Source organism: Streptomyces sp. NPDC104202 (assembly GCF_055584185.1).
In genome coordinates this window covers 259,347-275,459 of sequence record NZ_JBVJMN010000002.1, presented here as the reverse complement: position 1 = coordinate 275,459, position 16,113 = coordinate 259,347, and the positions used below count along the sequence as shown (strand labels likewise).

General features: G+C 73.4%; 14 protein-coding genes. 10 read left to right on the top strand and 4 right to left on the bottom strand.

The features are described from left to right. Positions 1 to 162 precede the first annotated feature (162 nt). The gene (locus ACZ60W_RS02565; protein ID WP_469753484.1) at positions 163 to 993 is read right to left on the bottom strand and encodes a phosphatase PAP2 family protein; all 831 of its coding nucleotides are present in this window, start codon (positions 991 to 993) and stop codon (positions 163 to 165) included. Positions 994 to 1,464: 471 nt separating this feature from the next. Here ACZ60W_RS02565 and ACZ60W_RS02560 point away from each other — a divergent pair, with 471 nt between their 5' ends. Next, entirely contained in the window at positions 1,465 to 3,324 is a 1,860-nt protein-coding gene (locus tag ACZ60W_RS02560) for an MFS transporter (protein ID WP_469753483.1), read from the top strand. A 42-nt stretch (positions 3,325 to 3,366) separates the two neighbouring features. Here ACZ60W_RS02560 and ACZ60W_RS02555 read toward each other — a convergent pair whose 3' ends face one another. After that, positions 3,367 to 3,801, bottom strand: a complete 435-nt coding sequence (locus ACZ60W_RS02555) for a cell division protein SepF (RefSeq protein ID WP_469753482.1) — start codon at positions 3,799 to 3,801, stop codon at positions 3,367 to 3,369. Positions 3,802 to 4,112: 311 nt separating this feature from the next. On the opposite strand from ACZ60W_RS02555, the gene ACZ60W_RS02550 reads away from it, so the two are divergent. Then, positions 4,113 to 5,441 (top strand): DUF5685 family protein, encoded by a 1,329-nt coding sequence (locus ACZ60W_RS02550; RefSeq protein ID WP_469753481.1) that lies wholly within the window; start codon positions 4,113 to 4,115, stop codon positions 5,439 to 5,441. 23 nt (positions 5,442 to 5,464) lie between these two features. Here ACZ60W_RS02550 and ACZ60W_RS02545 read toward each other — a convergent pair whose 3' ends face one another. After that, entirely contained in the window at positions 5,465 to 6,439 is a 975-nt protein-coding gene (locus tag ACZ60W_RS02545) for an ABC transporter substrate-binding protein (protein ID WP_469753480.1), read from the bottom strand. Next, positions 6,436 to 6,915 carry a GNAT family N-acetyltransferase gene (locus tag ACZ60W_RS02540; protein ID WP_469753479.1) on the bottom strand — a complete coding sequence of 160 codons (480 nt, stop codon included), beginning with the start codon at positions 6,913 to 6,915 and terminating at the stop codon, positions 6,436 to 6,438. The genes ACZ60W_RS02545 and ACZ60W_RS02540 overlap by 4 nt, the downstream gene beginning before the upstream one ends. A gap of 403 nt (positions 6,916 to 7,318) precedes the next feature. On the opposite strand from ACZ60W_RS02540, the gene ACZ60W_RS02535 reads away from it, so the two are divergent. From ACZ60W_RS02535 to ACZ60W_RS02500, 8 genes are read left to right on the top strand one after another with little or no spacing between them, the layout of a single operon-like run. After that, the gene (locus ACZ60W_RS02535; RefSeq protein WP_469753478.1) at positions 7,319 to 8,167 is read left to right on the top strand and encodes an amino acid ABC transporter permease; all 849 of its coding nucleotides are present in this window, start codon (positions 7,319 to 7,321) and stop codon (positions 8,165 to 8,167) included. Next, positions 8,164 to 9,969: an FAD/NAD(P)-binding protein gene (locus ACZ60W_RS02530; protein WP_469753477.1), complete on the top strand. Its 1,806-nt coding sequence runs from the start codon at positions 8,164 to 8,166 to the stop codon at positions 9,967 to 9,969. The genes ACZ60W_RS02535 and ACZ60W_RS02530 overlap by 4 nt, the downstream gene beginning before the upstream one ends. Positions 9,970 to 10,017: 48 nt before the next feature. Beyond that, the gene (locus tag ACZ60W_RS02525; protein ID WP_469753476.1) at positions 10,018 to 10,908 is read left to right on the top strand and encodes an amino acid ABC transporter permease; all 891 of its coding nucleotides are present in this window, start codon (positions 10,018 to 10,020) and stop codon (positions 10,906 to 10,908) included. Further along, complete coding sequence (locus tag ACZ60W_RS02520; RefSeq protein WP_469753475.1) at positions 10,905 to 11,714, top strand: amino acid ABC transporter ATP-binding protein; 810 nt, start codon at positions 10,905 to 10,907, stop codon at positions 11,712 to 11,714. The genes ACZ60W_RS02525 and ACZ60W_RS02520 overlap by 4 nt, the downstream gene beginning before the upstream one ends. A gap of 60 nt (positions 11,715 to 11,774) precedes the next feature. After that, a complete protein-coding gene (locus ACZ60W_RS02515) occupies positions 11,775 to 12,749 on the top strand; it encodes an ABC transporter substrate-binding protein (protein ID WP_469753474.1) in 975 nt (324 codons plus the stop codon). A 29-nt stretch (positions 12,750 to 12,778) separates the two neighbouring features. Next, positions 12,779 to 13,801: an LLM class flavin-dependent oxidoreductase gene (locus ACZ60W_RS02510; protein WP_469753473.1), complete on the top strand. Its 1,023-nt coding sequence runs from the start codon at positions 12,779 to 12,781 to the stop codon at positions 13,799 to 13,801. After that, complete coding sequence (locus tag ACZ60W_RS02505) at positions 13,798 to 15,114, top strand: NtaA/DmoA family FMN-dependent monooxygenase (RefSeq protein WP_469753472.1); 1,317 nt, start codon at positions 13,798 to 13,800, stop codon at positions 15,112 to 15,114. The genes ACZ60W_RS02510 and ACZ60W_RS02505 overlap by 4 nt, the downstream gene beginning before the upstream one ends. Next, entirely contained in the window at positions 15,111 to 15,899 is a 789-nt protein-coding gene (locus ACZ60W_RS02500) for a DUF1684 domain-containing protein (protein WP_469753471.1), read from the top strand. Before ACZ60W_RS02505 ends, ACZ60W_RS02500 begins: the two co-directional genes overlap by 4 nt. The last annotated feature ends 214 nt before the right edge of the window (positions 15,900 to 16,113 follow it).

Below are 16,113 nucleotides of genomic sequence, written 5' to 3'. Positions count from 1 at the left end.
AGGGGCCGAAAAAGAAAGCAGCAACCTTTTTCCCCACACATATGTTTTGTGAGTTTTGGTTGGTTGTGGGGAGCCCCCTCAGGGGACGGCTCCAGGGCCCCCGCGCACACGCAAGGGCCCCGGCCGGTGCGGCCGGGGCCCTTCCCTGACGTGCGGGACGTGTCAGCCGCGGGTCGCCGGGGTGCGCCGGCCGCCGGCCACCCCCACGGGCTCGCGGACCGGATCGCGGACCGGCTCCTCGGTCCCCGGCGGGCGCGGCGGGAAGAACCCCGGGCGCGGGCCTCCGGAGGCCACGGGCAGCGACGGCACCAGCCGGCGGCGGTCGCGCAGCCGCTCGCGCAGGCTGTCGCGCGCGGCGAGGATCCAGGACTCCGCCACGGCGAGGAACGGCTCGCACCACGGCAGCGCCAGCAGGACCAGCAGTCCGGCGGCCCAGCCCAGCAGGACGTCGCTCAGCCAGTGCGTGCCGAGGTAGACGGTGGTGAGGCCGACGCCGAGCGCCACCACGGCGGAGAGCGCCGACAGATAGCGCCGGGCCCGCGGGGTGGTCGCCAGGTAGGCGAGGATGCCCCAGGTCACGACCGCGTTGGCGGTGTGACCGGAGGGGAATATGTCGCCGCCGGCGAAGAGCTCGGCCGAGCCGACCTGGGTCGCGTAGTGGGGGCCGAGCCGGCCGAGTCCGAGTTTGACCGCGCCGACCGAGACGTTCAGCAGCAGCAGCGCGGCGCCGAGGCAGAGCAGCGGCCGCAGGGTGTGCTGGCGCCAGGAGCGCCAGCCCAGCCACGCGGCCACCATGACGGCCGTGGGGCCGCGCTGACCGAGGACGACGTAGTAGTCGAGGAAGCCGTGGATCTCCGGCCACTGCTGGTACGGCCGGAAGAGCATGATCTTCCAGTCGAGGGTCACCAGCCAGGTCGACAGGAGCACGGCCACGACGATGGCGAGATAGAACGCCGACGTCCCGCCGAAGAGGGCGAGACGCGTGCGGGTCATCCGCGGGACCTCTATCTTCGGCGGTTCCGGCTCCCGGTCCAGCCGGGCAAAGATGTCGGTACGCACCCAATCGACGTTACAGGGAGTGAGAAGCAGACCCGGTCGATCCGCTCCCTTCGTGATGACCATGTGATGTGGAGTGGGTCTCGTCGAGTGGTCTATTCCAGACGTCCGTCGGAAAATCGGATGACCTTCCGCCCTATTGCCGAAGGGCCTCTTTCGGAAGGGTGTTTGAAGGCGACGGAATTTCCTCACACAGACGTCCGTACGGAATTCCATGCGACGCGCGGGGCGTCCGGAGTGGCGTACGCCACACCGCGAGCTCCGTCGAGGTGAGAGCTGCACCACGCGCTCGGGGCTTGAACTCGCGTACGCTGACGGCTCACTCGCCCGTCGATGCCGGGCCGCCCCGAGGGCATAAGCCCTGGTCGGGGCCCGCCGAGCGCGAGAGCTTCACTGGGAGGTACGTACATGTCGCGGACGAACACGGCCCAAGGACCACTCCGTGCCGCTGCCGGCAGAAGCACCAACCGCTGGGTCGTTCTCGTCGTCCTCTGCGTCAGTCTCCTCCTGGTCGCCCTCGACGCGACCATCCTCCACGTCGCCGTCCCCTCGCTCACCGAGGACCTGCGCCCCAGCTCCACCGCGCTGCTCTGGATCGTCGACGCCTATCCGCTCGTCTGCGCCTCGCTGCTGATCCTCTTCGGCACGCTCGGCGACCGCGTCGGACGCAAGAGGGTCCTCCTCCTCGGTTACGCCCTGTTCGGCATCGCCTCGGCGATCGCCGCCCTCGCCACCGAGCCCTCGGTCCTCATCGCGGCCCGCGCGCTGCTCGGCGTCGGCGGCGCGATGATCATGCCGGCGACGCTCTCCATCCTCCGGACGGTCTTCCCCGACCGGCGCGAGCGCGCCACCGCCATCGGCATCTGGACCGCCGTCGCCGCCATCGGCGCCGCCACCGGACCGGTCCTCGGCGGCTTCCTCGTCGAGCACTACTGGTGGGGCTCCGTCTTCCTCATCAACATCCCGCTGATGGCGCTCATCCTGCCGCTGGGCCGGCGGCTCCTCCCGGAGTCCCGGGGCGGCGCCGACGGCCCCTGGGACGTCCTCGGCGCCCTCATGGCCGCGGCCGGCGTCCTCGGCTGCGTCCTCGGCGTGAAGCGCGCGGGGGCCGGCGACCCGCTGCTCGCCCTCCCGACCGCCGGACCCCTGCTCGTCGGCGCCGCGCTCCTCGTCCTCTTCGTACGGCGCCAGCGCCGGCGCCCGCACCCGCTGATCGACCTCCGGCTCTTCTCCCGGGCGGCCTTCACCACCTCCGTCGGCTGCATCGTCATCGGCATGCTGGCCCTGGTCGGCCTGGAGCTCATCGCCGTCCAGTACCTCCAGCTGGTCATCGGGCTCAGCCCGCTGGAGACCGGTCTGCGGCTGCTGCCCCTCACCTTCGCCGCCATGGCCGCCGGGGCCACCGGCTCGTACACGCTGCGCAGGATCGGTCCGCGCCGGATGGTCGGCTGGGGCTTCGTGCTCACCGCCGCCGCCGTGCTGCTGCTCACCCTGATGGGACAGCACGACCGTCCGCTGCTGCTCACGGTCGGCTTCGTCCTGCTCGGCTTCGGCCTGCAGACCACGCTCTTCTCGGCCTACGAGTCGATGCTCAGCGAGGCGCCGCCGCAGAGCGCGGGCGGCGCGGCCGCGATCGGCGAGACCTCGTACCAGCTCGGCGCCGGCATGGGCATCGCCCTGCTCGGCAGCGTGATGAACGCGGCGTACGCACCCGGCCTCGCAGGGGTCCCCGGGGTGCCCGCGGAGGCGAGCCGGGCGGCCGCGAACTCGCTCGGCGAGGCCTACCAGGTCGCCGACCAGCTCGGCGGCGCGGCCGGCGGCGCCCTGCACCAGGCGGCCCGGCACGCCTTCGTGACCGGCCTGCACGTGACGCTCTGCGTCAGCGCCGGCCTGCTGCTCCTGGGCGCGCTGATGGCCCGGCGGCTGCCGCGCGTCATGGAGTGTCCGGCGGATCCCCACGGGCCGGAGGCGGAGTACACCGACATCCTGGTGCCGGAGCCGGCGAAGCCGCGGGCGGCGGCACCGGAGAAGGCGCCGGGCGGAACGGGCGGCGGGCGGCCCGGGGGCGCGGCGGCTCCCGTCGCCGACACGGACTCGGCCGGTGCGGCGTCCCTCGCCGGGCGCGCGGCGGCGGAGCGCGCCGGGGTGCCGGACGCGGCGGCCGCCGAGGCGGCGGAGCGGGGCGGGCGTCCGGAGCGGGCCGAGCCGCGGGTGCCCGCGACCCGGGAGGCGATCGAGCCCGCCGGCTCGGGGCGCCCGGCGCACTGACCCGGATCCCCGGGAGGCGCCGCGCCGGGCCGGCGGACCCGGTCAGCTCTGGTTGAAGAAGCCGTCCTGCCGGCGGCGGCCGGACTCGCCGGTGACGATCTGGGTGTCGGCGGGGGTCAGCAGGAAGACCCGCGTGGCCACCCGCTCGATCGAGCCGCGCAGGCCGAAGGCGAGGCCGGCGGCGAAGTCGACGACGCGCTTGGCGTCGTTCGGCTCCATGGCGGTCAGGTTCACGATCACCGGAACGCCGTCCCGGAAGAGCTCGCCGATGCTCCGGGCGTCCCGGAAACCGTCCGGGGAGACCGTGGCGATCCGGCGGCCCCGCTCCTCGGCGGTGTCCGTCGCGACGCGCACCCGGGGGTCCGTCACCCAGGCGTCGCCGCTCTCGGCACCGTCGGCGTACTCGTCGTCGTAGTAACGCTCGTCGTTGTCCTCGACGAGTCCCAGCCAGGCACTCGCCTTGCGCACCGATCCCATGGACGCCTCCTTTCAGCGCGGTCACTTGTGGTTCCGCAATACCCATCGTCGTCCATGATGCGGATCGCGCGCCAAGTGGATAGGCGCCGCGCAGGGGATTCGTGACGGTACTGGTGCAGAACGTGAGGGCCGTTTCCTGGCGATTCGTCAGGAATCCTGCGGTATGCGGGCCCTGAAGGAGGGCCATGTAGCTGAAAATATGAAAGTCGGGCCGGAAGGGTGACGGTGGGCGCGTACGGGTGAACGGGCCGGCTCGCTACGATGCCGCGAGGCCGCACGGCGGCACGTCGCACCATCCACGGGGGAGTCACTTGTTCGGCATCGTCAGGCCCTGCGCACACCGGCTCACCGACGGCCTGAAGGTCGAGTGGATGGCCCATCTCTGCGGCCTCTGCCTGGCCCTGCGCGCCGACCACGGACAGTTCGCCCGGGTCGTCACCAACTACGACGGCCTCATCGTCTCGGTCCTGACGGAGGCTCAGACCGGCGCCGTCGAGAGCGGCCGCCGCACCGCGGGCCCCTGCCCGCTGCGCGGCATGCGGACCGCCCCGGTCGCCCGGGGCGAGGGCGCCCGGCTCGCCGCCGCCGTCTCGCTCGTCCTCGCCTCGGCGAAGGTACGGGACCACGTCGCCGACCGGGACGGCCTGTTGGCCCGCCGGCCCGTCGCCGCGGCCGCCCGCCGGGTCGCCCGTTCCTGGGACCGGGCCGGGGCCAGGACCGGCCGCTCGCTCGGCTTCGACACCGCCGTCCTCGTCGACGCGGTCGACCGGCAGACCGGCATCGAGGCTCTCGCGGGCCCCGGCACCCCGCTGCTCGCCGTCACCGAACCGACCGAGACCGCGACCGCGGCCGCCTTCGCCCACACCGCCGTCCTCGCCGGACGCCCCGGGAACGCGGCGCCGCTCGCCGAGGCCGGCCGCCTCTTCGGCCGGCTCGCCCACCTCCTCGACGCCGTCGAGGACCAGAGCGCCGACGCGGCGAGCGGCGCCTGGAACCCGCTCACCGCGACCGGCACCTCCCGCGCGGAGGCCCGCCGCCTCGCCGACGACGCCCTGCACGGCATACGCCTCGCCCTGAAGGACGCCGAGTTCGCCGACGGCACGCTGGTCCACGTCCTCCTCGCCCACGAGCTGCGCACCTCCGTGGACCGCGCCTTCGGCACGACGACCTGCTCGCACACCGGGGCGGCGCAGGGACCCGGCACCGCCCCGCACGCGCACGGACCGGTGCCGGGTAACCCGTACGCCGCACCGCACGGCCCGGGCCCCGGCAACCCGTACGCCCCCGGCAACCCGTACGCCCCCGGCAACCCGTACGCCCCCGGCGGCCCGGCCGGCCCCGGAGGGCCCCACGCCCCCGGCCCCGGCGGCCCCGGTGGTCCCGGCGGGCCGCTCCCGCCCGGACCCCCGAACCGCCGCGGGCTCATCGCCGGCTGCGCCCTCTGGGTCGGCCTCGCCTGCACCTGCCAGATGTGCTGCGGCAGCTTCGAGGACCCCTGGAGCCGCCGGCGGCGCGAAGGGCTCTGCCAGCAGTGCGACCCCGGGAGCTGCTGCGACTGCTGTGACTGCTGCAGCAACTGCTCCTCGTGCGGCGAGGGCGACGGCTGCTGCTGCGACTGTGACTGCGGCTGCGACTGCTGACGTGCCGCCGGGTCTTGGCGCCGCTACTTCGTCGGCGCCGGGATCTCCGGCGGGGAGATCTCCGACCGCGCGATGCCCGACGCCGTCACGCCCCACTTCCGCAGGATCCGGTCGTAGGTCCCGTCGGCCTTCAGCCCGTTGACCGCGGCCTGGAACGCGGGCGCGAGCGGCGTGCCCTTCCTGAAGGCGAACCCGACGTCGAGCCGCCGGTACTCGTTGAGGAACTTCACGTTCTGCTGCTGCGTCACCGCGTACCGCACGCCGTTGATCGTGTTCATCACGACGTCGCTGCGGCCCTGCCGGAGCGACATCCAGATCGCGCCCGTCTCGCTGTAGACGTTCACCTCGTACGGCTTCCTGCCGGCCTCCGCGCACCGCCCCCTGTTCTTCTCCAGGGTCCGCTCGAAGGTGGTGCCGGCGTTCACCGCCACCTTCAGACCGCACAGCTGCGTGAGGTCGGTGACGGCCTTCAGCGGGCTGTCCGAACGGCTCGCGAACCCCTGGCCGTCGTTGACGTACGTCACGAAGTCGATCGTCCGGCGACGCTCCTCCGTCACACCGAAGTTCCCGGTGCCGACGTCGTACTTGCCGCTGCCGAGCGCCGGCAGGATCGCCTCGAAGCCGACGACCTCCCGCTTGAGCTCCAGGCCGAGCGCCTTCGTCACGGCGGCCGAGAAGTCGGCGTCCACGCCGACCACGGTCCTGCCGTCGGGCAGATAGGCGGAGCTGGGCGGGGTCGCGACCGAGGCTGCGAAGGTGAGGCTGCCCCGCTTCCGCACCTCGGCCGGCAGCAGCGCCGCCGCGGTCTCGTTCTTCCGGACCGCCGACACCACGTCCTCGGTCGGGAGAGCGCCCTTCGCCGCCCCCGGCGCCCCCGAGGCACCGGCGGGGGCCGTCGCGGGCCCGCCCCCGGTGCACGAGGTGAGGGTGAGCGTGGCGGCGGTGATCAGGGCGAACGCGACGGTGGTGCGGGCGGCGGAACTCGTGCGCGTGCTCATGGTCTCGGGTTCTCCAGGAATTTCTCGAACGGCAGCGGGCCGATCGACTCGGGATCGGCGGTCACGTCGAACAGCGGGCGGTAGCCGCTCGCCAGGTAGAGGCCCCGGGCCTCCGGCTGGCGCGGGCCGGTCGTCAGGAAGACGCGGGAGTAGCCGCGCGTGGCGGCCTCCCCTTCGAGCACCGTCAGGACGCGGCGGGCGAGCCCGCGCCTGCGGTGCGCCGAGTGCGTCCAGATCCGCTTCATTTCGGCGGTGTGGTCGTCGTGGCGGCGGTAGGCCCCTCCCGCCACGGGCCGGCCCTGCTCCAGGAGGAGCAGGAAGGCGCCGTGGGGAGGGAGGAACTCCTCCGGCGGGTAGCTGGTCAGATCGTGCGGGGAGCCGTACCGGGTCGTGTACTCGTGGGCCAGCTCCTCGAAGAGCGGACGGGCGAGCGGGTCTGCGGTCGTGGTCCGGTGCACGGACAACGCGAAGGTCATGACGGTCCTTCAGGGCGAAGGAGGGCACAAGGGCAAGGCGAGGGGAGGGGAGAGCTCAGGCACCCACGGGGTGTCCGGATGTGAAGGCGCCGCGGAGAGGTACACGCAGGCAGGGCAGAACAGCGGGTCGGCTCAACAGGAGGAGGACCACACGCGACCGAAGTCGATGTGGGAGCGCGTGACGAGCTGCTGCGGATGCATGGCCCCAGTGGAACAGGCATCCGGTCGCGCGTCAACTGCGGTGAGACGTACGGCTCACAGTGCGGACACCCTTGACAGCAGGGCGTGTTGACCGCATAGCCTCGAAGGGCGGATCGGGCTGAGGGGCCCGGATCCGCGCTCGGCGCATGTGAAGGCGCACTCCCGTGTTCGATCCGCCCCCTGGCATCGACGGAGCCTTCGCATGTCCGCGACCCTCGTCAAGACCCCCTCCACGGCCCCGCCGGCCGAACCGCCCCTCCGAGTCGTCCCCACCCGCCGCGCCGGGCAGTGGGCCGCAGCGGCCCTCGTCCTCGTCCTGCTCGCGCTCGGCCTCGTCTCCGTCGTCCGCAACCGGGCCTTCCAGTGGGACGTCGTCGCCACGTACGTCACCTCGGCGTCCGTGCTGCGCGGACTGGGCCTCACCCTGTGGCTGACCGCCCTCGTGATGGTCCTGGGTTTTGTCCTCGGGACCCTGCTCGCCGTCCTCAGGCTCTCCGCCAACCCGGTCCTGCGCGCCGTCAGCTGGGGATACACCTGGTTCTTCCGGGCCACCCCGATCCTGGTCCAGCTGCTCTTCTGGTTCAACATCGGCGTGCTCTACCCGCAGATCCTCGGCGTGAACACGGTCAACCTCCTCGGCCCGGTCGCCGTCGCCGTCATCGGCCTCACCCTGCACGAGGCGGCCTACGCCGCCGAGGTCGTGCGCGGCGGCATCCTCTCCGTCGACCGCGGCCAGATCGAGGCCGCCGAGTCCCTCGGCCTCGGCCGGTGGCGCCGGCTCTCCCGGATCGTGCTGCCGCAGGCCATGCGCGCCATCGTCCCGCCGGCCGGGAACATGCTGATCGGCACCCTCAAGGGCACCTCGATCGTCTCCGTCATCGCCGTCCAGGACCTGCTCTACTCGACGCAGCTCGTCTACCACCGCACGTACGAGATCATCCCGCTGCTCCTCGTCGCCACCCTCTGGTACGTCGCCGTCACCTCGGTCCTCGGCATCGGCCAGCACTACGTCGAGCGGCACTACGCCCGCGGAACGGCCGGTGCCCGGTGAACCCCGGCCCGTCGATCGTCGTCGTGGGGGCCGGGCCGCGGGGGACCGGCTTCCTGGAACGGCTCGCCGCCAACCTGCCCGAGCTGTACGGCGACGGCCCGCTGACCGTGCACGTCGTCGACCCGCACCCGCCCGGCCCCGGACGCATCTGGCGCACCGGACAGTCCCCGCTGCTCTGGATGAACTCCCAGGCCGAGGACGTCACGATGTTCACCGACGAGACCGTGGAACTGGACGGACCCGTCCGGCCCGGCCCCACCCTCGCCGAGTGGGCCGGCATCGAGGGCCGCACCTTCCCGACCCGCCCGCAGCAGGGCGCCTACCTGCGCTGGGTGTACGAACGGGCCCGCGCCGCGCTGCCCGCCCGCGTCACCGTCCACGAACACCGCACCACCGCCCTGCGGATCGGCGGCCCCCGCGAGGGACGCCAGCGGGTCTGGCTGGAGGACGGCCCCGCCCCCCTCCTCGCCGACCTCGTCGTCCTCACCGTCGGCCACCTCGACGCCGAACCCGACCGCGAGCAGCGGGAACTCGCCGGCTTCGCCGCCCGCCACCGGCTCGTCCACCTGCCGCCCGACTTCACCGCCGACACCGACCTCGGTGCCCTGAGCCCCGGCGAACCCGTCCTCGTCCGGGGGCTCGGCCTCGCCTTCGTCGACCTGGCGGTGCTGCTCACCGAGGGCCGCGGCGGCCGGTACGAGGGCGAGGGCGACGCGCTGGTCTACGTCCCCTCGGGCCGGGAGCCGGTCCTGCACGTCGGATCGCGGCGGGGCGTCCCGTACCACTCGAAGATCGGATACGTCCTCGACGGCGAACGGCCTCCGCTGCCCCGCTTCTTCGGCCCCGAGCAGACCGACGCCCTGCTGCGGAGGACCACGCCGGTCGACTTCGGGCGCGACGTGTGGCCGCTCGTCGACAAGGAGCTGGGCTGGGCCCACTACCACCGGCTCTTCTCCACCCACCCCGAGCGGACCTCGCTGGCCTGGAGCGACTTCGAGAAGGCGTACGAGCAGGCCGCGCCGGGCGGGGCCGAACTCGCCGCGGTCGTCGCCGCCGCCGTCCCCGACCCCGCCGACCGGCTCGACCTCGACGCCCTCGACCACCCCCTGGACGGCATCCGCTACGCCTCCGGGGAGGCCCTCCAGCACGGTCTGCGCGCGTACATCGGCGAGGACCTGCACCGCCGGCACGACCCCGCCCACAGTCCCGACGCCGCCGTCTTCGCCGGGCTGCTCTCCGTCTACGGCCAGCTCCTGCGGCTCGGGCAGCACGTGGACCTCGGCGGCTGGTGGCACGGCTTCTTCAGCTACCTCGCCTCCGGGCCGCCCGGTCCCCGGCTGCGGCAGCTCCTCGCGCTCTCCCGCGCCGGCGTCGTCCGCTTCCTCGGACCCGGGGTCACCGTCGAGACCGACGAGGAGCGCGGGGTGTTCCGGGCCTCGTCGCCCGCCGTGCCGGGGGAGTGGACCGAGGCCCGCGCCCTGGTCGAGGCCCGGCTCCCCGACCCCACCCTGGAACTCACCGGCAGCCCGCTGCTGCGCGGGCTGTACGAGGAGGGGGCCCGGGCCACCGCGAGCGGCCTCCTCGTCGTCGACCCCGCCGACGGCCGGGTCGTCGAGCGCGACGGGCGCCCGCACCCGCGCCGCTTCGCGCTGGGCCCGCACACCACCGCCCGCGCCGGGGGCGCCTTCACCCGGCCCCGTACCGGCGGTGTCGCCTTCGGGCAGAACGACGTCACCGCGCGCGCCGCGCTGGCCTTCCTGCGCGACCGGGAGTGTCGTCTCCCCGCGCCGCTGAGCGCCTGATCCGACGCTCCCTCCCGCCGCCCGTCCCGCCCTTTCCGAGGAACCGCCATGGCTCTCACCCGTACCGACACCGACGTGCAGAAACCGGCGCCCACCCCCGCTCCGCCGCCGGCCGACCGGCTCGTGGTCGTCCCCGTGCGCCATCCCTGGCGCTGGGTCGCGGTCGCCGCCACCGCCGTCCTGCTCGTCCAGTTCGGCCACGGTCTGGTGACCAACCCGGGCTGGGAGTGGGACGTCTTCGCCGCCTTCTTCACCACCGAGACGATCCTCCAGGCCGTCTGGGTCACCCTCCAGCTGACCTTCCACGGCACCGCCCTCGGCTTCGCGATCGGCATCGTCCTGGCCTTCATGCGGCTGTCGGCCAGCCCGTTCCTGCGGTCGGTGGCCTTCGCCTACATCTGGGCCTTCCGCTCGATCCCGCTCATCGTGCAGCTGCTCTTCTGGTTCAACCTCGCCTACCTCTACGAGGAGCTGAGCATCGGCATCCCCTTCGGGCCGGGCTTCGTCTCCTTCGACACCATGGGTCTGGTCGGCGAGATGGGCGCCGCCGTCCTCGGACTCGCCCTGCACCAGGCCGCCTACGCCGCGGAGATCGTCCGGGGCGGCGTGCTCGCCGTGGACGACGGACAGCTGGAGGCGGCGGCCGCGCTCGGCATCCCCCGGCTCCGCCAGGTCCGGCGGATCGTGCTGCCGCAGGCGATGCGCTCGATCCTGCCCAACGCCGCCAACGAGATCATCTCGCTCTTCAAGGGCACCTCGATCGTCTCCGTCATGGCGATCGGCGAACTCTTCTACCAGGTGCAGGTCGTCTACGGCCGCAACGGCCGCGTCGTGCCGCTCCTGATGGTCGCCACCGCCTGGTACGTCCTGCTCACCACCGCGCTCTCCGTCGTCCAGCACTACGTCGAACGCCACTACGCGAAGGGGAGCGTCCGATGAGCTCCGTCACCACCGCCGCCTCCGCCGACCCCGCCGCCGGGTCCGCCACCGCCAAGGTCGAGATCCGCGGCGTCCACAAGCACTTCGGCCCCCTGCACGTCCTGCGCGGCATCGACCTCGACGTGCGGGCCGGCGAGGTCACCGTGATCCTCGGCCCCTCCGGCTCGGGCAAGTCGACCCTGCTGCGGACCGTCAACCACCTGGAGAAGGTCGACGGCGGAACGGTCGCCGTCGACGGCGTCCTCGTCGGCTACCGCCGCTCCGGGAACAAGCTGTACGAGCTCCGCGAGCGCGAGATCCTCCGGCAGCGCACCCGGATCGGCTTCGTCTTCCAGAACTTCCACCTCTTCCCGCACCTCACCGTCCTGGAGAACATCGTCGAGGCGCCCGTCTCGGCCCTCAAGCGCCCCCGCAAGGAGGCGGAGGCCGCGGCCCGGAGCCTGCTCGACCGCGTCGGGCTCGCCGACAAGGCGGAGGCGTACCCCAAGCAGCTCTCCGGCGGACAGCAGCAGCGGGTCGCCATCGCCCGCGCGCTCGCCCTCGAACCCGGCCTGCTGCTCTTCGACGAGCCGACCTCCGCGCTCGACCCCGAGCTGGTCGGCGAGGTCCTCGACGTCATCAAGGACCTGGCCGCCTCCGGCACCACCATGATCGTCGTCACCCACGAGATCGGCTTCGCCCGTGAGGTCGCCGACACCGTGGTCTTCATGGACGAGGGCCGGATCGTCGAACAGGGCCCGCCCGCCGAGGTCCTGGACGGCCCCCGCCACGAGCGCACCCGCGCCTTCCTCTCCAAGGTCCTCTGACCCCTTCCCCCCTTCTCTCCTTTCTCTCCCGCAGGTCCCTCCCATCCAAGGAGCTTCGCCATGACGTCCCGCCGCACCCTCCTCACCGCCCTCGCCTCGCTCACCGCCCTCGGGGTCCTCACCGCCTGCGGTTCGGGCGACGCCGCCGTCAACGAGATCACGCCGGAGGGCCGGAAGGACGCCGGCATCAACATCGGCCCGGACCAGAACCGCGTCCACACCGCCAAGGTCGACGCCATCGCCGGGAAGCTCCCCGAGGCCGTGCGCAAGAGAGGCACCCTCGTCCTCGGCGTCTCCGCCAAGAGCAACCCGCCGCTCGCCTTCCGCGCCACCGACGACAAGACGCTCATCGGCGTCGAGCTCGACATCGCCACCCTGGTCGCCGACACCCTCGGCCTGAAGCCCGAGTTCAACCCGGTGTCCTGGGAGAACCTCTTCGTCGGCCTGGACAGCGGCAAGTACGACGGCGTCTTCTCCAACGTCACCGTCACCGAGGAGCGCAAGGACAAGTACGACTTCGCCACCTACCGCCTCGACGACCTCGCCTTCGAGGCGAAGAAGGGGTCCGGCTGGACGGTGAAGGGCCCCGAGGACGTCTCGGGCAAGCGGATCGCGGTCGGCAGCGGCACCAACCAGGAGAAGATCCTCGTCGACTGGTCCCGCCGGAACGAGAAGGCCGGCCGCAAGGGCGTCGACATCAAGTACTACGACAACACCACCGACTACTACCTCGCCCTCCAGTCCGGCCGCATCGACGGCTACCTCGGCCCCAACCCCACCGTCGCGTACCACGTGGCCTCCGCCGGACAGACCGAGACCGTCGGGAAGTTCTCCGGCGCCGGCACCGGGCTCCAGGGCAAGATCGCGGCCACCACGAAGAAGGGCAGCGGCCTCGTCGCCGCCTACGCGGCCGCCCTCGACCACATCGTCGAGAACGGCACCTACGCCCAGGTCCTCAAGCGGTGGGGGCTGACCACCGAGGCCGTGCAGAAGTCGGAGATCAACCCGCCCGGCCTGCCCCGCACCGAGAACTGACCCACCCCGCCTGCTCCGAGAGAGACCGCATGACCAGCACCCGACCGCTGCACCTCGCCGCGGAACTCGCCCCGGACCCCGGCCGGGCCGCCCCCGGCCCGGAGACCGCCGCCCGCACGGTCGCGCTCGCCCGGCTCGCCGAGGCCGCCGCGCTCGACTTCGTGACCCACGACGACTCCTTCGCCCGGCCCGGCCTGGACGCGCTCGCCGTCCTCGCCCGGGTCGCGCCCGAGACCCGCTCCGTCGGCCTCGTCCCGGCCGTGACCACCACCCACACCGAGCCCTTCCACGTCCAGGCCGCCGTCGCCACCCTCGACTGGGTCAGCCGCGGGCGGGCCGGCTGGCGGATCGAGGTCTCGCCGACCGGGGCCGAGGCCCGGCTCTTCGGCCGCCGCCCGGCCCCGCCCACCACCGAGCTGTGGCAGGAGGCCGGAGAGGTCGCCGAGGTCTCCCGCAAGCTGTGGGACAGCTGGGAGGACGACGCGGAGATACGGGACGTGGCGACCGGCCGGTTCGTCGACCGCCGCAAGCTGCACCACGTGGACTTCCAGGGCGCCACCTTCTCCGTCAAGGGCCCCTCGACCGTCCCCCGGCCCCCGCAGGGCAACCCGGTGACCGTCGTCGACGCCACCCACCCGGCCGCCCGGGACACCGCCGCCCACCACGCCGACGTGGCGCTGGTCCGCGCCTCCTCGCCGCAGGAGGCCGCGGCCCTCCGGGCCGAGCTGCACCGGGCGGCCCGCGCGCACGGCCGTGACCCCGGCCGGCTGCGGGTGCTGCTCTCCCTGACCGTCGACCTCGACGCGTACGAGGGCGGGCCCGAGGCCCTCGCCGAGCTGATCGCCGGCTGGCACGCCGGCGGGGCGGTCGACGGCTTCCACCTCGTGCCGGCCGTCCCCGGACGGGACCTGGAGCGGTTCGCCGCGGGGACGGTGCCGAGGCTCCGCGACCGCGGGCTGTTCCGTACGGCCTACGCGGGCGTCACGCTCCGCGACCACCTGGGACTCGCGCGCCCGGTCAGCCAGTACGCCACGACGGGAGCCCGCCCATGAGCACCCGCGCGGGCCGCCGGCACCTCCATCTCGCCGCGCACTTCCCCGGCGTCAACTCCACCACCGTCTGGGCCGATCCGCGGTCCGGCTCGCAGATCGACTTCTCCTCCTTCGAGCACCTCGCCAGGACGGCGGAGCGCGGCCTCTTCGACTTCTTCTTCCTGGCCGAGGGGCTGCGGCTGCGTGAGCACGCGGGACGGATCCACGACCTGGACGTCGTCGGGCGACCCGAGTCGATCACCGTCCTGAACGCCCTCGCGGCCGTCACCGACCGGCTCGGGCTCGCCGCGACGGTCAACGCCACCTTCAACGAGCCGTACGAACTGGCCCGGCGGCTGGCCTCGCTCGACCACCTCAGCGCGGGCCGGGCCGCCTGGAACGTGGTCACCTCCTCGGACGCCTTCACCGGCGAGAACTTCCGGCGCGGCGGCTATCTGGACCGGGCCGACCGGTACGCGCGGGCCGCCGAGTTCCTCGCGACGGCCCGGGAGCTGTGGGACTCCTGGACGCCGGACGGCGCGCCCCTGCCCTTCGCCCACAGCGGTCCGCAGTTCCGGATCGGCGGCGCCTTCACCGTCCCGCGCTCCCCGCAGGGGCATCCGGTCGTCATCCAGGCCGGGGACTCCGCCGAGGGACGGGAGTTCGCCGCCTCGGGCGCCGACGTGGTCTTCACCCGGCACTCCACCCTGGAGGCGGGCCGGGAGTTCTACGCCGACGTCAAGGGCCGGCTCGCGCGGTACGGGCGGGAACCCGGCGATCTGAAGATCATGCCGGGGGTGACGTACGTGCTCGGCGACACCGACGCCGACGCGCAGGAACGGGCCGCCGAGATCCGCCGGCAGCAGGTCTCCCCGCAGAACGCGATCCTGGCCCTGGAACAGATCTGGGGCCGCGACCTCTCGGGCCACGACCCCGACGGACCGCTCCCCGACGTCGACCCCGACCCGGACTCCACGCTCGTCCAGGGCCGGGTGCGGGTGGCCGACCCCGTGGCGGTGGCCCGGAAGTGGCGGGCGCTCTCCGAGGCCAAGGGCCTCTCGATCCGGCAGACGGTCATCGAGTTCTCCGGCCGGCAGTCCTTCGTCGGCTCCCCGGCGACGGTGGCCGCGGCCCTGGAGGAGTTCGTCGCCACGGACGCCGCCGACGGCTTCATCCTCGTCCCGCACCTCACCCCGGGCGGCCTCGACGACTTCGTCGACCGGGTCGTCCCGCTGCTCCAGGAGCGGGGTGTCTTCCGTACGGAGTACTCCGGGACGACGCTGCGCTCGCACCTCGGGCTTCCCGAGCCCGTGTGGAAGGGTGGAACACCATGAGCACGGATCCACGGCAGGACTGGCAGCACTGGCACGAGCAGCGGGACGCGGCGGTCGCGTCCTCGTACGGCCCGCTCTCCCTCACCGGCACCCACTGGCTCGCGGACGCCCCGGAGGGCCGTGTGCCGGGACTGCCCGGCCTCTGGCGGGAGGACGGCGACGAGGTGACCCTGACCGCGGTCGCCGAGGACGGGCTCACCGTCGACGGGAAGCTCTTCGCGGGCACGGTCCGGCTGGGGGCTGACCACGGCCCGATCCACGCGTCCCGGGTCGAGGCGGCGGGCCGCCGTCTCGTGGTCCTGCGGCGCGAAGGGCTCTGGGCCGTAAGGGACTTCGACCCCGGCTCGGAGGCGCGCCGCGCCTTCCGGGGCATCGAGGCCACCCCGTACGACGAGCGCTGGGTGGTGCCCGGCGTCTACCGCCCGTACGGGGCGAGGCGCAGCGTGCGGGTGGAGAACGCCGACGGGGTCGAGCGCGGTCTGGGGCTGTCCGGGGAGCTCTCCTTCGAGCTGCACGGCGGGGAGCACGTCCTCCAGGTGGCCGTCGAGGACGACGGCACCCTCTGGGCGGTCTTCGCCGACGCCACCAGCGGCCGGGACAGTTACCGCTTCCGGTTCCTGCGGCCCGACGTCCCCGCGGCGGACGGCGCGGTGACGGTGGACTTCAACCGGGCCCTGCTGCCGCCGTGCGCCTTCGCCGACCACTTCCTCTGCCCCTTCCCGCCCCCGGGCAACACGCTCGACACCGCGGTCCCGGCCGGCGAGCGGCGGCTTTCCCCCGCCTGACCGGCCCTCCTCCCCGCGGTGGCACCGGCGGGGACGGGCACGCGGGGCGCCCCCGGCCACGACGGCCGGGGGCGCCCCTCCGTGTGAAGGGTTCGTGTCCCTGTGCGTACGGCGGTCTTGTGCACCCGTCCCGGGAGGGCCAGTATCGCCCACAGGTGCATGTCAGGGACACGTCACCTGATGGCGCCTCACGGGCCCGACACCCCACTGCGGG

Bases quoted from the DNA above. Each gene is read 5' to 3' on its own strand.
- ACZ60W_RS02565 (WP_469753484.1), bottom strand. From the start codon at position 993: ATGACCCGCACGCGTCTCGCCCTCTTCGGCGGGACGTCGGCGTTCTAT.
- ACZ60W_RS02560 (WP_469753483.1), top strand. From the start codon at position 1,465: ATGTCGCGGACGAACACGGCCCAAGGACCACTCCGTGCCGCTGCCGGC.
- ACZ60W_RS02555 (WP_469753482.1), bottom strand. From the start codon at position 3,801: ATGGGATCGGTGCGCAAGGCGAGTGCCTGGCTGGGACTCGTCGAGGAC.
- ACZ60W_RS02545 (WP_469753480.1), bottom strand. From the start codon at position 6,439: ATGAGCACGCGCACGAGTTCCGCCGCCCGCACCACCGTCGCGTTCGCC.
- ACZ60W_RS02540 (WP_469753479.1), bottom strand. From the start codon at position 6,915: ATGACCTTCGCGTTGTCCGTGCACCGGACCACGACCGCAGACCCGCTC.
- ACZ60W_RS02535 (WP_469753478.1), top strand. From the start codon at position 7,319: ATGTCCGCGACCCTCGTCAAGACCCCCTCCACGGCCCCGCCGGCCGAA.
- ACZ60W_RS02525 (WP_469753476.1), top strand. From the start codon at position 10,018: ATGGCTCTCACCCGTACCGACACCGACGTGCAGAAACCGGCGCCCACC.
- ACZ60W_RS02520 (WP_469753475.1), top strand. From the start codon at position 10,905: ATGAGCTCCGTCACCACCGCCGCCTCCGCCGACCCCGCCGCCGGGTCC.
- ACZ60W_RS02515 (WP_469753474.1), top strand. From the start codon at position 11,775: ATGACGTCCCGCCGCACCCTCCTCACCGCCCTCGCCTCGCTCACCGCC.
- ACZ60W_RS02510 (WP_469753473.1), top strand. From the start codon at position 12,779: ATGACCAGCACCCGACCGCTGCACCTCGCCGCGGAACTCGCCCCGGAC.
- ACZ60W_RS02505 (WP_469753472.1), top strand. From the start codon at position 13,798: ATGAGCACCCGCGCGGGCCGCCGGCACCTCCATCTCGCCGCGCACTTC.
- ACZ60W_RS02500 (WP_469753471.1), top strand. From the start codon at position 15,111: ATGAGCACGGATCCACGGCAGGACTGGCAGCACTGGCACGAGCAGCGG.